Genomic DNA, 17,599 nt, shown 5'->3' with positions numbered 1-17,599 from the left:
CAAACAATCTCCCAACCCCCGCTCACCTTTGGTCGCCCAAAACCAAACGCCCGCTCACCTCCGGGCCCCATTAGGAGTCAAAGGTGAGCGGGCGTTTCCAGAAAACCCGTCAAAGGTGAGCGGGCGTTTCCAGTCTTAAGGAAGACTAGCCGCGGAACACCTGGACCACCGCGGGACGGGGCGCGCGCACCTGGCCGGGTGCCGGCGTCGTGCCTGCCGGGACGTAGTCCGGGAAGAAGGAGTTGGGCGCTTCGAAGGTGCCGTCCTCGCCGGGGTGCTGCACGGAGACGAACACCATGCGCTCGTCGTCGTGGATGACCGGGCCGCAGGTTTCGGCGTCGCGGGGAACGGAGAGGAACTGCTCCACCTTGCCGCGCTCGGCGCCGTCCAGGGTGACCTTGAAGAGGCCGTCGTTGTAGCCGATGCCGGACGGCGCGCCGTCGGTGGAGATCCAGAGGTTGCCCACGGAGTCGAAGGCCACATTGTCCGGGCAGGAGATGGGCGAGACCTTGTCCGCCGGGTAGCCGGAGAAGTAGGTGACATCGCCCTGCGCCGGGTCGCCGCAGACCATCAGGAGGGTCCAGTTGAACTTGGTGGAGGTCTGGTCGCCGGTTTCGGTGATTTCCACGATGTGCCCGTCGCGGTTCTGGGTGCGCGGGTTGACTTCGGTGGCGCCCTCCTTGGTGCCGGTGCCGCGGTCCGAGTTGTTGGTGCAGACCACGTAGACCTTGCCGGTGTGCAGGCTGGGCTGGACGTCCTCGCACCGGTCCATCTTGGTGGGTCCCACCTTGTCCGCTGCCAGGCGGGTGTACACCAGGACCTCCTCGACGGACATGCCGGGCACGGCTGACTTGCCGCCGACCACCAGGGGCAGCCAATCTCCGGTGCCGTCGAACGCGCCGTCGGAGGGGAGCGCCCCGGTTCCGGTGATTTCTGCCGCGGGAGAGTTGCCGGTGAACTTGGCAACGTAGAGGTCACCCTGGGACAGCAGGTCCATGTTGTGCCTGCGGTCGCCCTCACGGTACTTCTCCGCGGAGACGAACTTGTAGAGGTAGTCGAACTTTTCGTCGTCGCCCATGTAGGCCACCACGTGACCGGATTCGGCCACGATCACGTTGGCACCCTCGTGCTTGAAGCGGCCCATCGCGGAGCGCTTCTTGGGCGTTGAGGTGGGGTCGAAGGGGTCGACTTCCACGATCCAGCCGAAGCGGTTGGTTTCGTTTTCGTAGCCGGCGTTGCGGGTGTCGAAGCGGGGATCGTCCAGCTCCCACTTGCGGGCGGTGGGCTTGGCGGTGAGGCCGTAGCGCTTGTCGCTGGCGGAGGTGCCGCCGGCCACGAAGTAGCCGTTGAAGTTTTCCTCGCCGGAGAGGATGGTGCCCCAGGGGGTGGTGCCGCCGGAGCAGTTGCCGAACGTGCCTTTGATGGCGCGGCCGGAGGGATCGGCGACGGTTTTGACGAGGGCCGAGCCGGCGACGGGGCCGGTCAGTTCGAAGGTGGTATCGGAGAGGTAGCGGCGGTTCAGCGGGGCGCCCTTGACGTAGCTCCACGGCTTGGTGGTGTTCTTGCGCTCGAGTTCCACCACGGCCAGGCCGTGCGCTGCGCGGCCGATGGCACGGGTTTCGGCGGCGTCGTAGCCGGCCGGGACCATGATGTTCTCGTTGGTGTATTCGTGGTTGGTGAACAGTACCGCGCGGCGGCCCTTGCTGCCCGGGATTTCCACGATGTCCGTGTAGTCGTTGTTGTAGCCGAACTGGCGGGCCTGGGCTGCGGCAGTCTGGTTGTTGAGGTCGAAGTCCGGCGAGTCAGCGAACAGCGGGTCGCCCCAGCGGATGATCGGCTGCCATGTGAAACCTTCCGGAACGGTGAAGGCGTCGACGGCTTTGTCCACGGGCTTGATGGCGGTGAACTGCAGCTTGGAGTTGCCGAAGCCTTCCTTGGCGGCCTTGGACAGGCCCGCAGCGGAGGCGGGTTCGGCGGAGCTCACCGCGGAACCGAGGACGACGGCGAGTGCACCGGCGGCTCCCATGCCCAGGGCGGCGCGGCGGGACAGGGTGGCGGAGGCGATGTCGCGGAAGTAGCTGTTGGAGCTGGTGTTGCAGACGTCACCGGCGCAGGCGTTGTCGCACTTGAGCGCGCAGGTGACGGGGCTGCGCTTGCCCTTGGTATGGCCGAGCATGGGCAGCAGGGTGAACTTGCGGGCAGTTTCAGACATGGGAACCTTCCAAGAATTCTCGCTGGGGTGCCCGATCACCCTTCCAGCCGGTTCCTACAGGAAGCCATCAATTGGATGAAGTTATGGTGAACCGCCCGTGACCTGCAGGAACGTTTCATCCGTCAATGCAGGTGGTACCGCCCGTTCCGTGGGTTGGCTGAGCATGCCGCGGCTGCTTCCCGCTGGCGGTGGGCGGACTTAAAATTGGAGTGCTGGGCGGACGGCGCCATCAGAGGTTTGGCCGGACACGGCGCTGCAGGCGGCCCAAACACGTCACCCTGTCCAGAGCGGATGCCCCGGCATGAGCACGAACAGACCTGCCTGGCGGCGGGCGGTCTTCGCCGCCGTCCTCGCCGTGACCGGCTGCACCTACACCCCGGACGAGCCCGTCCCCTCCCCAAGCTCCCCCAACCCCTTCGGTTCCCTTGAGAACCAGGTGAAGCTGTTCATGAACGACGGCGCGGTGGCCACCGTCGTGCAGGTCAAATGGCCGGAAGGTGAGTGGTCCAAGGCCTTTGGCATGCGCGACCTTGAAACGAGGACCCCGGCACAGGCCACCGACCGTGTGCAGATCGCCAGCGTCACCAAAACGATGACGGCCGTGGCAGTACTCAAACTCGTCGACGACCACCTCATCGGCCTGGACGACCCCGTAAACGATGTCATCCCCGGCTTCACAGCACTCAATCCTCCGGGCCCCATCACGGTGAGACAGCTGCTCAGCCACACGTCTGGCATGCCGGAGGCCAACGATGCGTTGCCGCGCGACGTCGACTTCCGCCCAAGTGTTTCCCGGACGATGACGATGGAGCGGGGTTTGCAGCTGGCCCGCACCCTCCCGTGGGATGGGTCCAGCGTCGGCTCCTTTAGGTACTCGAACACGAACTACCTCGCACTCGGACTGCTTATCCAGGAACTGCGGCATAAGCCCTTCACCAGCGTCATGCGTGAGGAGATCTTTGGTCCGCTTGGTTTGAAGAGCACCACCCTGGACCACCTCGACCCGCTCGAATCCGGGCTTCTCCACGGCTATGTGACCCTCCGGGGTGAGCGGATCGATACCACTGACAACATCTTCAGTGCCGGTTCGCCGGCCGTGGGCGCCGTTTCGACAGTGGAGGACATGAACCACTTCATGGCGGCCCTTTTCCAGGGCCGGGCAATCTCCGCCGCGTCGTTGGGCGCGATGACGGCGAAGACCGTCTTCTCGCCGTACGGGCTGGGCCTCTGGGAACACGCAGATGGCTGCTCGCCCCAGCCGCGCTACGCGGGCAGGGGGCTCTTCTGGGACTATCAGACTGTGGCGATCAGCAGCAGCGACGGGCGCTACCAGGCCGCGATGACCGTCACCACCCCGCCGCTTCCGACAGAGCTGGAGGATGAGTCCACCCAGAACATGCGCGAACTCCTGGTCGGCCAAATCGAGTCAACCCTTAACGAGGCCCTTGACCGGCTGTGCGCGCCGGCCAAATGAGGAAACAACACTCCCCGATTGGTGGCCGTCTTCCTCAACCCACGGGATGCCCGTGCGAGCAGAGGTCCTCCCCCGGCAGGATCTCATGCCCCTGGATGCAGGTCCGTTGCGGGGCAAGTGGCCGGTCATGGCTGCTGAGGAAGATACTGCTGGAGGCACGCTCGATGCCCTCGTCCTCCCGCCTCAGCCATTCCGCCAGGTGCAGCCGGTGATGCTCCCCGGAGTTTTCCCGCTTTTTCGATTCATCCGCCTGATGCCTGAAAGGTATCTTCACCATGGCACTCGCGACCTTAAATAACGTCCCTGTTCGGTGCAGGGAGGAACCGGTGGAACCATGATAGGAGCCACGCAACCCTCCGGCAATCACCCGCAGGACGCCACCCTGCAGCGACATCCAATGCCGGCACTGCCGTTTGGGGCGTGAAAACGGCAGCTACTCAGCAGTCGCTCGGGTGAGGAGGGCGTGCACGCGGCGGAGCCGTGCCAGCCACCAGTCGCGGCGTTCCGCAGGAGCCGCAAACCGCTCAAGCAGCCCGGCGTCGGCGGCAACGTCGCGCAGGCGGATGGCGCCGTCGTCGGCCACTAGGGGGTCCGTGGTGATGTCCGAGTCAAACAGCGACACTGTTCCCAGGCCGCAGGCGTAGGGCAGCTCGGGCAGGGCGGCGGCGAGGGCAAGGCCCGCGCGGATGCCGATGGAGGTGTCCAGCGCGGAGCTGACCACGGCGGGGAGTCCGGCCTGTGCCACGATGTCCAGGGCGCGCCGCACTCCCCCAAGCGGTGCCACCTTGACCACGATCAGGTCCGCCGCACCCGCCCGGGCCACCCGGAGCGGATCGGTTTCCTTGCGGACGCTTTCGTCGGCCGCGATCAACACCGGCGTCCCGGCGTCCCGAAGCCGGGACCGGACCTCGGCAAGGCCCTCGATGGAAGGCACCGGCTGCTCTGCGTATTCCAGCCCAACAGGCGCCAGCCGGGTCAACGCCTCCACGGCGCCGGGCACGTCCCAGCCGCCGTTGGCGTCCACGCGGATGGCCGCGTCCGGCAAAGCGGCGCGCACAGCACGGACCCGGGCGACGTCGTCGTCAAGCGACTGGCCCTGCTCCGCCACCTTGACTTTGACGGCGTCCACGCGGCCGAACCGGGCCAGAACGTCCGGCACCCGGGTGGCGGCAACAGCCGGCACGGTGGCGTTGACCGGGATGCTGTCCCGCAGCGGGGCCGGGAACCCCTGCCAGCCCGCCTCGATGGCGGCGGCCAGCCAGTGCGATGCCTCGGCGTCGCCATACTCGGGAAAGGGGCAGAACTCGCCCCAGCCCGCCGGCCCGCGGAGCAGGAGGGACTCGCGTTCCATGATTCCCCGGAACTTCACGCGCATGGGCAGGCTGACCACATGCGCGCTGGCCAGGAGTTCGTCAAGCATGCCGTTTACTGTAGCCGCACCTCACTGCGAATTTTGCGCGTCGAGGAGGCGCAGGGCCAGCGAAGGAAAGTCAGATCCACTTGTTGTGCTTGAACGACAGGTAAAGGGCCAGCCCCATGGCCGCCATCACACCCAGCGCATAGGGGTAGCCATAGGTCCACGCCAGTTCGGGCATGTTGACGAAGTTCATGCCGTAGATGGACGCCACCAGCGTGGGGGCGAACAGGATGGCAGCCCAGGAGGAGATGCGCTTGACCTGCTCGTTCTGCTCAAAGCTGGACTCTGTCATCCGCTGCATTTCATCGTTTTGCCGCTGGGCCACGAGGGCGGCGTTGACGGCGAGCGCGTTCTGGAGCAGGGCCCGGAAGGATGCCACGCGTTCATTGATCCTGAGGACGTGGTCCAGGACATCGCGGTAGTGGTCCCGAAGCTCGGTTGACTGTTCGCGGTCCGGGGCTCCGGCGATCAGGGCCTGCAGTATCCCCGCCAGCGGACTCGTGGCCCGCTGGAAGGTGATGACCTGCCGGGACAGTTCATAGATGCGGCGGGATACGTCCGGATCCGCACCGAACAGGTCATCCTCAATTTCGTCGATGTCGTTTTCCAGGCCCGCCACCACCGGCTCGTATTCGTCCACCACCTGGTCCAGGATCCCGTAGAGCACCGCGTCCGGTCCCAGGGCCAGGAATTCCGGCATGGACTCCATCCGGCGGCGGACCTTGGCCAAATCCGGGGACTCGGCGTGCCGGACGGTGACCACGTACTCGTCGCCCGCGAAGACGTGGATCTCGCCGAAGTCCACCCTTTCCTCGTCGTCACGGTACCGGGCTGGCCTCAGCACCAAAAACAGGCACTCGCCGTAGTGCTCCAGCTTGGCCCGCTGGTGGCCGGCAAGTGCGTCCTCGATGGCCAGCGCGTTGAGGTCGAATTCCTCGCCGACCGACTGCAGTTCCTCTGCGTCAGGCCGGTACAGCCCTATCCACGCCATCCCCTCCCGCTGGCGGAGCAGGAAGTAGGTCTCGTCAAGGTCTTCCGGGTCCTCGGTGCGCAGCCCGTTTACGTACACGGCGTTGTCGATGATGGTCACGGCGTGGCCTCCCTGGCCCGTTCGCGCTCCCAGTCGTCCAGCAGGGCCGGCATCCGCGCATTGAGGAACCGGTAGAACCGGGCCATGTCCGCCACCCGGGCCCGGGCCGCTGATCCCTCCGGGAGGGTTTCCGCCGTGGCGTCGGTCAGGGCCGCCAGCTTTTCGTAGATGGGGCTGTTCCGCATGGACACCACGTACCACTCGTCCTCATGCAGGGCGTAGAGGTCGCGGCGGCTGCCGGGCTGGGAGACGCGATGGACGAAGCCCACCGTCTGCAGGTACCGCACAGCCCCGGAGACCGCCGCGGCGCTGGCCCCCAGCCGCTCCGAAAGTTCCGCAGCCGTGAGGCTCCCCTGCTCGGAGGACACCAGTGCCAGCAGGGTCCGTGCCGGCATCTTGGGGAAACCGGCGGCGGCGAAGGCAGCGGCAGTTATTTCGGCAGCGGCGGCGGTGGAAGCCGCGGCGGCCAGCGTGTCCCGGGCAGCCGCCACCTCAGCTCGGGTGCTCATGCCGACCCCACTTCCCGCCGCCGCATGCCCGCAATGGCCAGCGCGGCGGCAGCCGCGGCGATGGCCAACATCCACCATGCGCCGCTCCAGTCCGTGGCGTCCCCGTGCGGTACCGGTGTGTGGGTGAACGGGGACAGGTCGCGCAGGCTTTGGTCCAGCCCCAGCATGCCCCCGAAGATTCCCAGCATCACGCCCAGGGCCAGCAACGCCCAACTGGTGGCGGTGGTCCCGGCAGGCCACAGGACGAACACCAGCGCCGGAACGGCAAGGTAGATCAACGCTGCGGGCAGCTGGGCCAACGCGGTTTCCCACAGCGCATCGGCCGGCATTGAGGTATCCCCGGAACCGGTGAGCGTGGCCCACGCCCCCACCCCGGCCAGGCCCACCACCAGCACCACAGCCCCCGCGCCCAGCAGCAGGTAGCCGGCCAGCCACCGGACCCGGCCCACCGGTGCGGCCAGCAAGAGTTCGGCGGTTCCGGCGGCTTCCTCCTGCCGCAGCCTGATCACCGCCTGGAGGGCGCACGCCGCCGCCAGGACCCCGGCCATCGAGAAGAGTACCGACACCATGAGCTGGGTCAGTGATGTGCCCTGCGACTGGAGCATGGCCCGCATCACGGCAGTGATGTTGGTGTCAGGGGTGTCGACGGCGGCAATCGCCTTTCCGAGCGACCCCGCCAGCAGCCCGAGGGCCAGCCCGCTGAGCCCCCACCCGATGATCGACCCGGACTGCAGCCGCAGCGCCAGGGCTGCCGGGCTTCGCAGCCCCGGCCGGGCGGCGGCGCGTCCCGGCCTGGCACCCCAGACGCTGGCCCCGCTGTCCCGCGTGCGGAGGATGAGCCAGGCGGCGGCGAGGCAGCCGGCGGCGAGCCCCACCGGCAGCAGCAGCGGCCAGGTGCGGTTGCCGGAGAACGCGAACGTCTGCTGGCCCCAGCCGATCGGTGAGAACCAGCTGGCTGCCCCTTCAGTCATAGTGGTCCCGTCAGCGCCGGGCGTCCCGGTGGCGTCCCCGATCCCACGCAGGACATAGGCCAGGACAACCAGCGCGGCCGAGACCCCGTTCGCACCGCGCGAAGTCCCCATGAACTGGGCCACCAGCAGTCCCACGCCAAGGAAGGCGAGGCCGACGGCGCCCGTTGCGGCTCCGGCGGTCAGGGCACCCTGCGCGTCCAGCCCCTGGGCGGCGAATCCGCCAAACACCGCGAGCGCCACCAGGATGTTGGCTGTGACGCCGTGCAGCAGGGTGGCGGAATTGGGCAGCAGGCGGCCGGCAGGCGTGGCGGCCACCAGTTCCGCCGTCCCGGTTTCCTCGTCCGCCCGGGTGTGGCGGACCGCGAGGAAGGTGCTCATCAGACCTGCCAGCAGGGCAAGGAACGCGTAGATCAGGAAGAACGTGAAGGCCCCCTGGTCGGCGCCACGGGGCAGGCCGCGCAGCATCAGGATGGCGGGCGTGGCGATGGCCACCTGCAGGATCTCCGTGCGGCTGGCCACGTTGCCGTAGGTCTGGGTCACGGCGGCCGCTGCAAACCAGGCGAACGCCCCGATGGCTGCCACCCAGCTCAGCAGCTGCCAGCGGTCCCGGCGCAGCCGCTGGCCCCAGAGGACCAGGAGGACGGCCATGTCAGCCCCGCCCCCTCGCGCCGAGCAGGTGGCGCCGGGAGCCATGTCCGCCGTCGGGCGCATCAGCCTGTGGCCCGGCGGTACCGGCGCTGTCGCCGTAGTGGCGCAGGAACAGTTCCTCCAGGGACGGCGGAACAATCGTCAGGCCCTGAACGCCCAGGGCGCCCAGGGCGGGAAGCACCTCCGCGATCCGGTCGGTGTCGGCGCTGAACCGGATCCGCCCGGCGTCGACCGTCAGGTCATGCACAGCCCCCAGGCGGGCCAGGGCCTCGGGGTCCAAACCGTCAGCGGCGAACGACACCTCCGACCTGGTGAGGTGCCGCAGGGAGTCCAGCGTCCCGCCGTCGACAATCCTGCCCGCGCGGATGATGCTCACCCGGTGGCACAGCACCTCCACCTCCGAGAGGATGTGGCTGGAGAGGAGCACGGTGGCTCCGCGGTCGACGGCGGTGAGCAGCTCCCTGCGGAAGACCTCCTCCATGAGCGGGTCAAGGCCGCTGGTGGGTTCGTCGAGCAGGTACACCTCGGCTTCGGTGGCGAGGGCCGCGATCAGGGCCACTTTTTGCCGGTTGCCTTTTGAGTAGGCGCGTCCCTTCTTGGCGGGATCGAAGTCGAAGATATGGCAGAGCCGGTCTTTTCGACGCCGGTACGCACCGCCGTCGGCGGTGCCGCCGCGCAGCCGGGACAGCAGGTCGATGGTTTCCCCGCCGGAGAGGTTGGGCCAGAGCCGGACGTCCCCGGGAACGTAGGCCAGCCGGCGGTGCAGCTCCACCGCCTGTGTCCAGGGCTCGAAACCCAGGACGGACGCGGAGCCGGACGTGGGCCTGGCCAGCCCCAGCAGGATGCGCAGGGTGGTGGATTTCCCGGCGCCGTTGGGACCCAGGAAACCGTGGATCTCACCGCGCTGGACTTCCAGGTCGAGGCCGTCAAGGGCCCTGACGTGCCCAAAGTGCTTGTGCAGGTTCGCTGTGTGGACAACGGTGTTCATGGTTCAAGTCTTCGAAGTTTTCACAAATTTATGAAGGTACTAAAGTCCCCACTATGAGCACCGGCCACCCCCAGTCCAGCGGCAAGGCCGCCAGCTCGTCCTCGGCACCGCTGTATGCCGCGGGGTTCGTCACCGCTTTCGGTGCCCACAGCATCGCGGCCGGGCTGGGCGCGCAGAGCGGAAACATCGGGCTGACCCTGCTGAACCTGGGCATCCTGCTGGCCCTCTACGACGTTGCCGAGGTCTTCCTGAAGCCCGTCTTCGGTGCGCTCAGCGACCGGATCGGCGCCAAACCCGTCGTCGTCGGCGGCCTCTTCGCTTTTGCCGCCCTGTCCTTGATCGGCCTTGGCGCAGCTGACCCGCTGATCCTTGCCCTGGCCAGGCTGGGACAGGGGGCGGCGGCGTCGGCCTTCTCGCCGGCGTCGTCCGCCATGGTGGCAAGGATGGCCCGCGGCGGGAAGGCGGGAACCTACTTTGGCCGGTACGGGTCCTGGAAGAGCCTGGGCTACATCATCGGGCCGCCTTTGGGTGCCGGCCTGATCCTGGCCGGCGGCTTCCCGCTGCTGTTCGGCACGCTGTCGGCGCTGGCCGCTGTCACTGCGGTGTGGGTGCTGGTGTCCGTGCCGCATCTGGCGCCGCTGCCGCGGAAGCGGTACACGGTGCTGGACCTGGCGCGGCAGGTGGGCGAGCGCCGGTTCCTGGTCCCCACGCTGGTGCTGGCTGCCTCAACGGGTGCGCTGGGTGCCGCCGTCGGCTTCCTTCCGGCGCTGGCCACCCGGCACGGCCTGGACGCCTTCGCCGGGACGGCGGCGGTGAGCGTGGTGGCGCTGGGCTCGGTGCTGACCCAGCCGTGGATCGGGCGGCTGCGGGACCGGCACGCCGTCACGGACAACAGGGGCACGACGACGGGCCTGCTGCTGATTGCCGCGGGCGTCGGCCTGGTGGCGGCCGCCCCGGGAGTGGTCACCATCTTCGTTGCCGCGGCGTTCATCGGGGTTGGGATCGGCGCGGTGACCCCCCTCGGTTTCGCCCACCTGGCGGACACCACACCCCCCGAACGGATGGGCAGGACCATGGGCTCGGCGGAACTGGGACGCGAACTGGGCGACGCCGGCGGGCCGCTGTTGGTGGGCGGCATCGCCACGGCCACGGCGCTTCCGTTCGGGCTGGGTGTGCTGGCGCTGCTGGCGGCCGCGGCGAGCATCCCCCGGCTGGACCCGGTCCAACCCACCCACCGCGGCCCAATCAACCCCCCGCGGCCCAACTAGCTCGCAGTAACTGTCGTTTTGAGCCCTGAAAACGACAGTTAGTGCGAGCCAGTTTCAACGCTTGAGAGGTCTTCCAGCTTTCTGTGTCACCCTTAACCGCGATGACTTCTTCACGGCAACTACCCACCAGGACCCCGGCCCGGCCTGCCCCGGGCTCGGCGTTCCTGTTCGTGCTGTCCACCCTGGCGTGCATTGCCGGGCTGGTTGCCACCTACTACTTCTTCGTCCAGACCACCACCGGACAGTTCATTGACGAGTCCGCGCTGGTGGAGGCCGTGGAGATCCACGGCCCCGCCGGCAAGGCCGCCACCCGGTTCCTGGACCTGCTGCCCACCATCTCGCTGGTGATGGCCGCCGTCGTGGTCCTTTTTGTGACGGTGATCCGGCGGCACTGGACGGAGGCAGGGATCGCCGTGGCCGCGTGCGTCGGCGCCAACGTGGCAACCCAGGTACTGAAGGACCTCCTGCCGCCGCGCCCGGACAAAGGCGTGTTGACGCTGGAGCTGAATTCGCTGCCGTCGGGGCACACCACCCTGGCCGCGTCCGCGGCGGCTGCGGTGTTTTTGATGGCGTCGCCGCGCTGGCGCCCCATGGCCGGCTTCATTGGCGGCACCTTTGCCATCGCCTCGGGGGTGTCCACGCTGATCAACCAATGGCACCGGCCGGCCGACGTGGTGGCAGCGTTCCTGCTGGTGGGGGCGTTCATGATCCCTGCCGGCTGGCTGATCCTCCGCCGTGGTTCATGGAACGAATGGGACGGGTTCGGCGAGCACGTGGGATCCGCCCGGATCTGGCTTACGCTGCCGGTGCTGATCGGGCTGGCCTCGGCCGTGGTGGCGGTGTATTCGTTGATCCGGATTGCGCCCAGTCCGTGGCAGGAGGCCAGCACCACCAACTACTTCTGGGCAGGCATCTCCCTGATTGTGATCGCGGGATACCTGGCCACCGTTGCCACAACCTCCCTGTTCGCCTACGCGGCACGACGGCGGGACGCGCCCAGTAGCACGGAGCGGCCGCCGGCAGCGGGGTTTTGAGCAAATCTTGAGGAATTGATACCCCCTGGCTTGAGCCATGCCCGGGATAGTTGCAGGTGCCCGGGCGGCGTCTTGAAGTGGGCGCCGCCCGGTACCCCCACTGTTCTCCCGCTTGCAGCCTCTCCGGCGGAGGTCTCAGGGATCGAGCCGCTTGCGCAGGAGGCAGAACTCGTTGCCTTCCGGGTCCTGCAGCACGTGCCACTGCTCGTCGCCGGTCTGCCCCACGTCGGCCGGCCGTGCGCCGAGGGCCAGCAGGCGTTCCAGCTCCGCGTCCTGGTCCCGGTCCACGGGGTTGACGTCGATATGCAGCGGAAGCCTCCCCACCCGCGGATTGCTGCTGGGGCTCAGGAAGATGGTGGGCTGCAGACCGCCAAAGCCGGCATCGGGCGGTCCGATCTCAATCGCACCATCCTCCCGGTCGATCTCCACATAACCCAGGACCCCGCTCCAGAACCGCGCAAGCAGTTCCGGGTCGGCACAGTTCAGGACCAGTTCGCTGATACGGCATGACATGGTGCCAGTGTACGGACGGGCCGCGGCTGCGTGCGGGCGGACACGGACCGGAAGGCACGACGGCGGCACGCACCTCGCGCGGCAACTCGCCTTCGACGCGCAGGGTTGTTCTCGACGCGCAGGGTTGTTCTCGACACGGATACTCCCCTCCGCGGCCCAAATATCCGGGACGCAAAGGTAACTGCGGGTCGAAAGTGAATATGCGCGTCGTGACGAGGGCGGGCAGAACCACCGCTGGACGGGCAAGCCCCAGCCCGGCGGGAGGCGGCGCCGCTGCGTGGGGGGTGTTAGCAGCGGCGCCTTCTTCCGTCGGGCTGGCGGTGGACCGGCGCCTAGAAGGTTGTGGACAAGCAGGTGACTTTGTTGCTGTTGTTTCCTTGTTCCAGTGACACGGTGGCTGACGCGGTGGTCTGCACCTGGTTCGCGTATGTCGCTGTGACACGGATGGTCAGTGGGGTGGTGGTCCTGTTGGCCAGCACGATCTGCGAGTTGATGGTCAGGGTGATGGTGCTGGTTGTTCCCAGGCTTACGGACTCGTTGTAGGAGGGCCCATACGTGCCGTTCGACTGGAGTGCGGCGTAGGTAAGTGTCGTTGGCGCCGTCGTCCCCACCGCTGACAAGGTTGCGGTTTGCCGCGGGTTGTCATTGGTGCAGGTGAATCCCGAGAATTGGTTCGGCCACGCGCCGGAGGCAGTGACGGTCATGGTGGCCGTGGCGCTCTGCTGCCAGAGGGCCGAGGCCGAGGCGCCGCCTATGCCCAGCAGCACCGTGAGGATGAAGGCCCCGACGGCGAGGCCCGCACCGGGAGCATTCCGGATCCGTGCCATCTACTGCGCCCCGGCGGCCGCGTTGTCCCGGGAACGGGTCTTGCGGACCGACCTGTACACGGTGATGGCTCCGTAGCCGATGAGTGCCACGGCAGCGACGACTGTCCAGGTCCCACGGTCGGAATTCCCCAGGAAGTTGGCCACGAAACCCACGTACGGGACTGCGTAGAACAGCTTGCCCTTGACCTGGATGGCGCGGACGGGGTTCTCATCGTTGGCGCCGTTGTTGTCGCCCTTGGTGATCAGTGTCTTCTCGCCCTGCTGGGTGGACCCGAACCCCACGATCCGGTGCGTCTCCACATCGGGCCGGCCTGAGTAGAGCTGGAAAGTGATGACGTCACCATATTTCAGCTCATCAAACGGGGCAGGTTTCATCACCATGAACGTGCCCGGCGGGTACTTCTGCGCCATGGATTTGGTCAGCACCGTGTAGGTCTGCGAACCCGTCGCCACCGGAACCACGATGAGGACCAGGGCGGCGAACAGTGACACCAGCATGGCTGCCATGCTCAGGAAACGTCCGACGACGGCCCAGGCGGCAGTGCGCCTTCGTCCACGCTGCCGGGTGGTTGCCGGAGTCCCGCTCCGCGGTTCTGTCGGGTCGGCTTCGCCGCCCAGCAGGCGTTCGGTCAGGTCAGCAGCCACTGGGCACCCCGCAGAGCTGACGTGCGGTGAGTTGGAGCGAGATGTTCACTGCCTGTCCTTTCACTGTGGAGGGGGCGCTGGTGCTCAGGCTCACCTGGAAACAGAAGACGGTGGAACCGCCTTTGGCAACCGTGGGCGAGACAAGCCCTGCGGTACTGATTGACCCGAAGCCTGTGGCGGTGCTGCATTCTGCGGAGGAAGCCGCAGTTTTGGCGTTGACGCTGACGTAACTGGCGAGGGTTCCGCCGCTGACGTTTGCGATGGTGGGCTGGCCTGCCGTGATCGCCGTGTTGAACTGGCCGCCGGCATTGGTGTTGTTGGTGACCACCACTCCGCCGTAGACCGAGGTGCCCGGGCCCAGTGTCCCTGCGGGAGAAAGGGTCAAGGTGGCAGCCGAACCGTCAGCAAGGGTCATTGTGGTTGTTTGTCCCGTGTTGACCGCCGTCAGCGCCGTATCGAACGACGCCGACGTGATGGTCCCAGGGGAGGCTGATGCCGCCGCGCTCCACAACGCGTAGGTTCCCTGAACGGTGAACAGTCCCAGGACCACTGCAACGGCGGTCAGCGCTGCCGCCTGCAGCCTGCGCTTGGTGCGCATGGTTCCTCCTGGTCCTGATTCCTGGCTTCGGTCAATCCAGGCGGGTGACCTTGAGGCCACCCGCCTGCGCAAGGCTAGGAAAGACCGTCGTTAGCGGAGTTCACCTGGGTCAGGGTGTAGCTCACGTTTCCGAGGTTGTAGTTCTTGGTGACATCACTGCGGCCGGTCGTGGCGCCTTTGAATTCGAAAACGGTTGTTGCCGTGACCGTCTGGGTGGTACTTCCGGTAACGGGCTTCAAGACAGTGCTGGACGTTACATCGCCCGCGCTGTTGGTGAGTTTGAGCGGTGAAACGATGACGTTGTCGGTGGTGAAAGTGCTGGTGGGAACATCGGCGAGAACAACGTTGGCGGCCATCTTGTTGCCGACCAGGGTTACGGTCAGATCCTGGGTGAAGGTGAGCTTGTCACCCGGGACCACTTTGTAAGTGCTGATGTCAATGGTGGCACCGTTGCGGTCCGTCCATACGCCGGCGCCAGCCTTAACATTGAGGTCACCGGCCACGATGATGCCGGGAGTCGCGGCATCTGCCGCGTTCCAGTTGGCCAGGGTTCCCCCGCCGCCCAGCAACAGTGCTGCGCCAACGGCGATGGCTGCGGTTCCCTTAATCAGAGTGCTGTTCTTCATGATGTCCCCTCAGACTTTTTGTGTGTGCGTTTTGTCTAGCTGGGGACAACATTGCCGTGCCAAGCTCAGGAAGTGAGGGGGTAAAACGTCAACGAAAGCTCAAGTTATTTGAAATTTCAACCAGCACCTGACCTGCACTTCTATCGGAATGCAGCTTATTTCTGCTCCAGCAATAGCCGGCACCAGGCATCGGTCAGCCAGTCTGCGAACCGTTCCGGACTCCACCCGCGCTGGTCCACCAGCAGCACCCAGTATTCGGGCCCGTTCATGCTCCATACGGCGTCGGCAAGCTCTTCGGCAGGCCGGTCCGTCCGCAGTTCCCCGGTGGAGGCAAGGTCCTCAACGAACTTCAGCATGTTGGCCGCGCGCCGGTCCGAGATTTCCTTCCACAGTGCTGCGCAGTCGGGATCCGTGCCGGCGGCATCGCGCAACGCCACGTATACCGGAGCAAGGCGCGGCTGGATGCGGGCCAGAGCATGGGCGTATATGGAAATCTTTTCGGCTGCAGCCTTCGCCTCCCGCATTCGGATTACATAGTCGCGGCGCTCGGCGGGCACCGCCTGGCCGGTCCCGGAGATGGCCGTTTCCACCACTTCCCGCAGGAGGTCCGGTTTTCGGCCGATGGTGGCATAGATGGTGTCGACGGCGACGCCAGCCCTCCGTGCGATGCCGGCCACGGTGCTGGAACGGTAGCCCTCCCCCACAAAAAGTTCACGGGCAGCAGCCAACACGGCGTCGCGGGTGGCCGCCGCCTGTTCCTTCCGGAGCGGCGAGTGATAGCGGCGGGCCGGGGCATTGACTGCATCCATCGGGAGGCCTACCCTAATTTCATCCGAAGTATATTCGGATGAATCTTAGCAGGAAGCCCGGACAGGCAGTAGCGAACCCGCAAGGCGGCGGCAAAAGCCGCAACGCCGTGGCAGGCTCACAGCAGTCCGGGGCGGAAGGGCAGGCGTCATGTCAGGGCACTTCGATACGGTCGTCATCGGCGGCGGCCAGGCGGGTTTGGCCATGGGCTACCACCTGTCCCGCCTCAAGCGTCCCTACGTCATCCTGGATGAGAACGCCAGTACCGGGGACAGCTGGCGCAGCCGCTGGGACTCCCTCCGGCTGTTCACCCCGGCCCGGTACGACGCCCTTCCCGGCAGCCGCTACCCGGCTCCCCCGTGGTCCTACCCGTCCCGGGAGGAGTTTGCCGGTTACCTGAGCAGCTACGCGGAAAGATTCGCGCTGCCGATCCGGAACAACGTCCGGGTCACCAGCCTCAGCCGCAGCGGACATCACTTCGTCATTGAAACCGAGAGCGGCCGGCAGTTCGAGGCGGACAACGTGGTGGTGGCCGCCGGCTGGGACCGGAAGCCTAAAGTCCCGGCATTCGCACATCACCTGAACCCGGACATCCAGCAGTTCACGGCGGCAAGCTACAGGAACCCAGGAGACCTCGCCCCGGGCCCGGTCCTGGTGGTCGGCGCGGGCAATTCGGGCGCGGACATTGCCCTGGAGCTGGCCACCAGCCGCACGACATATCTCTCCGGCAGGCATCCCGGCGAGATTCCTTGGCCCATCGACGCCGTGGCAGCAAGGCCACTGACCCTCGCGGTCTTCTTCGCTTTCTCCCACGTCCTGACGCTCAACACGCCGATGGGCCGCAAGGCCCGCCCACAAATCCTTGCGCACAGCGGACCACTGGTCAGGGTGAAAAACCGGGACCTGGTGCGTGCCGGCGTCGAACGCGTCCCCAGGACGGAGGGCGTCAAGGACGGCCGCCCGTTGCTGGCGGACGGCCGGACCCTTGAGGTCGCCAACGTCATGTGGTGCACCGGCTTCCGGCCCGCGCTGGAGTGGATCCGTCTGCCAGTGTTCGGCCCGGACGGCGAGCCGGAGCAGGACCGCGGCGTTACAGCGCAGGCGGGGCTCTACTTCCTGGGCGCCATCTTCCAGCAGTCGCTGGCGTCCTCTATGGTCCACGGCGTAGGCACGGACGCAGCGTTCATCGCCAGGCGCATCGCAGCAACCAGGGCATCCACGGCAACACAGACACCGGCCGGCGTCAGGCCGGAAGGTTCAGCTGCTCCACAATGATCCGCGCGGTTCCGGGGTCGCCCAGGATCCTGAAGTGCCCCGCCACTGGGAGTTCAATGTTGGTGGCACCGGGAAGGACGCTCCCCTCCGGAATGTGCGGATCAAACGGCCCGTAGATGGACGTGATGCGGCTGTTGATGGTCAGTTCACGGGACATCTGGAGGGTCAGGGCGTTGCGCGGCGAGAAGATCCGGAGGCTGGGCAGCAGCATGTACCGGGCGTAGCGCGAGCCGGAAAACGGTGCGCACACGGCGATCATCCGGTCGATCCGGTGCTCCGGGTCCAGGGACAGCATGGCGTACTTCCCAATCAGGCCGCCCTTGCTGTGCGCCACCAGGATGGCATCGCGCAGTCCCGCCTCCTCCAGGTGCTGGGCCACCAGCTTTGCAGCGTCCGGGACCTTCATCTTGTTGCGCTGCAGCACCGTGACCACGTGCACGGGATGCCCGGCGTCGTGGATGGCCTGGATGAGCGGCATCATGAACTGCCAGTTTTCGTACACACCGGGAATGATCAGCACGGGCTGCCGGGTGCCGTTGCGGAAGGACTCCGGCTGCACGCGCGACAGGAATCCGCGGACCTGCCAGCCCGCGGCATAAACATAGTCCTGCGCCCACCACACGGCTTTTTGCAGCGGGCTGATGCGGGCTTCAGCGCCGGGATCACTCATGTGTCGAGAATAACGCGCTCCTGCGAC

At 66.8% G+C, this 17,599-nt stretch carries 18 protein-coding genes; 4 read left to right on the top strand and 14 right to left on the bottom strand.

Annotation, left to right across the window (positions count from 1 at the left end):
- Window positions 1-145: 145 nt before the first annotated feature.
- On the bottom strand, window positions 146-2,212 hold the full coding sequence (locus AC6JAM_RS13930) for a PhoX family protein (protein WP_497935089.1): 2,067 nt from the start codon (window positions 2,210-2,212) through the stop codon (window positions 146-148).
- A 301-nt stretch (window positions 2,213-2,513) separates the two neighbouring features.
- Here AC6JAM_RS13930 and AC6JAM_RS13925 point away from each other — a divergent pair, with 301 nt between their 5' ends.
- On the top strand, window positions 2,514-3,686 hold the full coding sequence (locus AC6JAM_RS13925; protein WP_497935087.1) for a serine hydrolase domain-containing protein: 1,173 nt from the start codon (window positions 2,514-2,516) through the stop codon (window positions 3,684-3,686).
- A gap of 34 nt (window positions 3,687-3,720) precedes the next feature.
- Here AC6JAM_RS13925 and AC6JAM_RS13920 read toward each other — a convergent pair whose 3' ends face one another.
- The 6 genes from AC6JAM_RS13920 to AC6JAM_RS13895 form a co-directional block, all read right to left on the bottom strand.
- The gene (locus tag AC6JAM_RS13920) at window positions 3,721-3,963 is read right to left on the bottom strand and encodes a hypothetical protein (RefSeq protein ID WP_478223053.1); all 243 of its coding nucleotides are present in this window, start codon (window positions 3,961-3,963) and stop codon (window positions 3,721-3,723) included.
- Window positions 3,964-4,119: 156 nt separating this feature from the next.
- Entirely contained in the window at window positions 4,120-5,106 is a 987-nt protein-coding gene (locus AC6JAM_RS13915; protein ID WP_497935083.1) for an o-succinylbenzoate synthase, read from the bottom strand.
- Window positions 5,107-5,176: 70 nt separating this feature from the next.
- The gene (gene corA, locus AC6JAM_RS13910; protein WP_497935081.1) at window positions 5,177-6,193 is read right to left on the bottom strand and encodes a magnesium/cobalt transporter CorA; all 1,017 of its coding nucleotides are present in this window, start codon (window positions 6,191-6,193) and stop codon (window positions 5,177-5,179) included.
- On the bottom strand, window positions 6,190-6,702 hold the full coding sequence (locus tag AC6JAM_RS13905; protein ID WP_134163956.1) for a GbsR/MarR family transcriptional regulator: 513 nt from the start codon (window positions 6,700-6,702) through the stop codon (window positions 6,190-6,192). Before AC6JAM_RS13905 ends, corA begins: the two co-directional genes overlap by 4 nt.
- On the bottom strand, window positions 6,699-8,321 hold the full coding sequence (locus AC6JAM_RS13900) for an ABC transporter permease (protein ID WP_497935078.1): 1,623 nt from the start codon (window positions 8,319-8,321) through the stop codon (window positions 6,699-6,701). Before AC6JAM_RS13900 ends, AC6JAM_RS13905 begins: the two co-directional genes overlap by 4 nt.
- Window position 8,322: 1 nt before the next feature.
- On the bottom strand, window positions 8,323-9,309 hold the full coding sequence (locus tag AC6JAM_RS13895) for an ABC transporter ATP-binding protein (protein WP_056392978.1): 987 nt from the start codon (window positions 9,307-9,309) through the stop codon (window positions 8,323-8,325).
- Between the two features lie 53 nt (window positions 9,310-9,362).
- Here AC6JAM_RS13895 and AC6JAM_RS13890 point away from each other — a divergent pair, with 53 nt between their 5' ends.
- Both AC6JAM_RS13890 and AC6JAM_RS13885 read left to right on the top strand, forming a co-directional pair.
- Window positions 9,363-10,577: an MFS transporter gene (locus tag AC6JAM_RS13890; protein WP_497935075.1), complete on the top strand. Its 1,215-nt coding sequence runs from the start codon at window positions 9,363-9,365 to the stop codon at window positions 10,575-10,577.
- Window positions 10,578-10,678: 101 nt separating this feature from the next.
- Entirely contained in the window at window positions 10,679-11,611 is a 933-nt protein-coding gene (locus tag AC6JAM_RS13885) for a phosphatase PAP2 family protein (RefSeq protein ID WP_134163960.1), read from the top strand.
- A gap of 135 nt (window positions 11,612-11,746) precedes the next feature.
- Here the strand turns inward: AC6JAM_RS13885 and AC6JAM_RS13880 are convergent, their stop codons facing one another.
- The 6 genes from AC6JAM_RS13880 to AC6JAM_RS13855 all read right to left on the bottom strand — a co-directional run bounded on the left by AC6JAM_RS13880 (window position 11,747) and on the right by AC6JAM_RS13855 (window position 15,629).
- Window positions 11,747-12,124, bottom strand: a complete 378-nt coding sequence (locus tag AC6JAM_RS13880; protein WP_018768643.1) for a VOC family protein — start codon at window positions 12,122-12,124, stop codon at window positions 11,747-11,749.
- 332 nt (window positions 12,125-12,456) lie between these two features.
- Window positions 12,457-12,951, bottom strand: a complete 495-nt coding sequence (locus AC6JAM_RS13875; RefSeq protein WP_018768644.1) for a hypothetical protein — start codon at window positions 12,949-12,951, stop codon at window positions 12,457-12,459.
- Window positions 12,952-13,596: a signal peptidase I gene (locus AC6JAM_RS13870; RefSeq protein ID WP_497935071.1), complete on the bottom strand. Its 645-nt coding sequence runs from the start codon at window positions 13,594-13,596 to the stop codon at window positions 12,952-12,954.
- Window positions 13,586-14,194 (bottom strand): hypothetical protein, encoded by a 609-nt coding sequence (locus AC6JAM_RS13865; RefSeq protein ID WP_488315768.1) that lies wholly within the window; start codon window positions 14,192-14,194, stop codon window positions 13,586-13,588. The genes AC6JAM_RS13870 and AC6JAM_RS13865 overlap by 11 nt, the downstream gene beginning before the upstream one ends.
- Before the next feature lie 74 nt (window positions 14,195-14,268).
- On the bottom strand, window positions 14,269-14,820 hold the full coding sequence (locus tag AC6JAM_RS13860; RefSeq protein ID WP_488315767.1) for an alternate-type signal peptide domain-containing protein: 552 nt from the start codon (window positions 14,818-14,820) through the stop codon (window positions 14,269-14,271).
- A 155-nt stretch (window positions 14,821-14,975) separates the two neighbouring features.
- Window positions 14,976-15,629, bottom strand: a complete 654-nt coding sequence (locus AC6JAM_RS13855) for a TetR/AcrR family transcriptional regulator (RefSeq protein WP_478223046.1) — start codon at window positions 15,627-15,629, stop codon at window positions 14,976-14,978.
- 148 nt (window positions 15,630-15,777) lie between these two features.
- Here AC6JAM_RS13855 and AC6JAM_RS13850 point away from each other — a divergent pair, with 148 nt between their 5' ends.
- A complete protein-coding gene (locus tag AC6JAM_RS13850) occupies window positions 15,778-16,902 on the top strand; it encodes a flavin-containing monooxygenase (protein ID WP_497935068.1) in 1,125 nt (374 codons plus the stop codon).
- Here AC6JAM_RS13850 and AC6JAM_RS13845 read toward each other — a convergent pair.
- On the bottom strand, window positions 16,871-17,572 hold the full coding sequence (locus tag AC6JAM_RS13845; protein ID WP_018768650.1) for an esterase/lipase family protein: 702 nt from the start codon (window positions 17,570-17,572) through the stop codon (window positions 16,871-16,873). The genes AC6JAM_RS13850 and AC6JAM_RS13845 overlap by 32 nt on opposite strands.
- Window positions 17,573-17,599: the final 27 nt, after the last annotated feature.

The organism is Arthrobacter sp. GmRoot5-12, from assembly GCF_059739365.1.
Note: the sequence above shows the minus strand (reverse complement) of the source record. Positions and strands in the feature narration are given on the sequence as shown.

Bases quoted from the DNA above. Each gene is read 5' to 3' on its own strand.
- AC6JAM_RS13915 (WP_497935083.1), bottom strand. From the start codon at position 5,106: ATGCTTGACGAACTCCTGGCCAGCGCGCATGTGGTCAGCCTGCCCATG.
- AC6JAM_RS13855 (WP_478223046.1), bottom strand. From the start codon at position 15,629: ATGGATGCAGTCAATGCCCCGGCCCGCCGCTATCACTCGCCGCTCCGG.
- AC6JAM_RS13905 (WP_134163956.1), bottom strand. From the start codon at position 6,702: ATGAGCACCCGAGCTGAGGTGGCGGCTGCCCGGGACACGCTGGCCGCC.
- AC6JAM_RS13845 (WP_018768650.1), bottom strand. From the start codon at position 17,572: ATGAGTGATCCCGGCGCTGAAGCCCGCATCAGCCCGCTGCAAAAAGCC.
- AC6JAM_RS13920 (WP_478223053.1), bottom strand. From the start codon at position 3,963: ATGGTGAAGATACCTTTCAGGCATCAGGCGGATGAATCGAAAAAGCGG.
- AC6JAM_RS13875 (WP_018768644.1), bottom strand. From the start codon at position 12,951: ATGGCACGGATCCGGAATGCTCCCGGTGCGGGCCTCGCCGTCGGGGCC.
- AC6JAM_RS13850 (WP_497935068.1), top strand. From the start codon at position 15,778: ATGTCAGGGCACTTCGATACGGTCGTCATCGGCGGCGGCCAGGCGGGT.
- AC6JAM_RS13865 (WP_488315768.1), bottom strand. From the start codon at position 14,194: ATGCGCACCAAGCGCAGGCTGCAGGCGGCAGCGCTGACCGCCGTTGCA.
- AC6JAM_RS13930 (WP_497935089.1), bottom strand. From the start codon at position 2,212: ATGTCTGAAACTGCCCGCAAGTTCACCCTGCTGCCCATGCTCGGCCAT.
- AC6JAM_RS13890 (WP_497935075.1), top strand. From the start codon at position 9,363: ATGAGCACCGGCCACCCCCAGTCCAGCGGCAAGGCCGCCAGCTCGTCC.
- AC6JAM_RS13885 (WP_134163960.1), top strand. From the start codon at position 10,679: ATGACTTCTTCACGGCAACTACCCACCAGGACCCCGGCCCGGCCTGCC.
- AC6JAM_RS13900 (WP_497935078.1), bottom strand. From the start codon at position 8,321: ATGGCCGTCCTCCTGGTCCTCTGGGGCCAGCGGCTGCGCCGGGACCGC.
- AC6JAM_RS13880 (WP_018768643.1), bottom strand. From the start codon at position 12,124: ATGTCATGCCGTATCAGCGAACTGGTCCTGAACTGTGCCGACCCGGAA.
- AC6JAM_RS13860 (WP_488315767.1), bottom strand. From the start codon at position 14,820: ATGAAGAACAGCACTCTGATTAAGGGAACCGCAGCCATCGCCGTTGGC.
- AC6JAM_RS13895 (WP_056392978.1), bottom strand. From the start codon at position 9,309: ATGAACACCGTTGTCCACACAGCGAACCTGCACAAGCACTTTGGGCAC.
- AC6JAM_RS13925 (WP_497935087.1), top strand. From the start codon at position 2,514: ATGAGCACGAACAGACCTGCCTGGCGGCGGGCGGTCTTCGCCGCCGTC.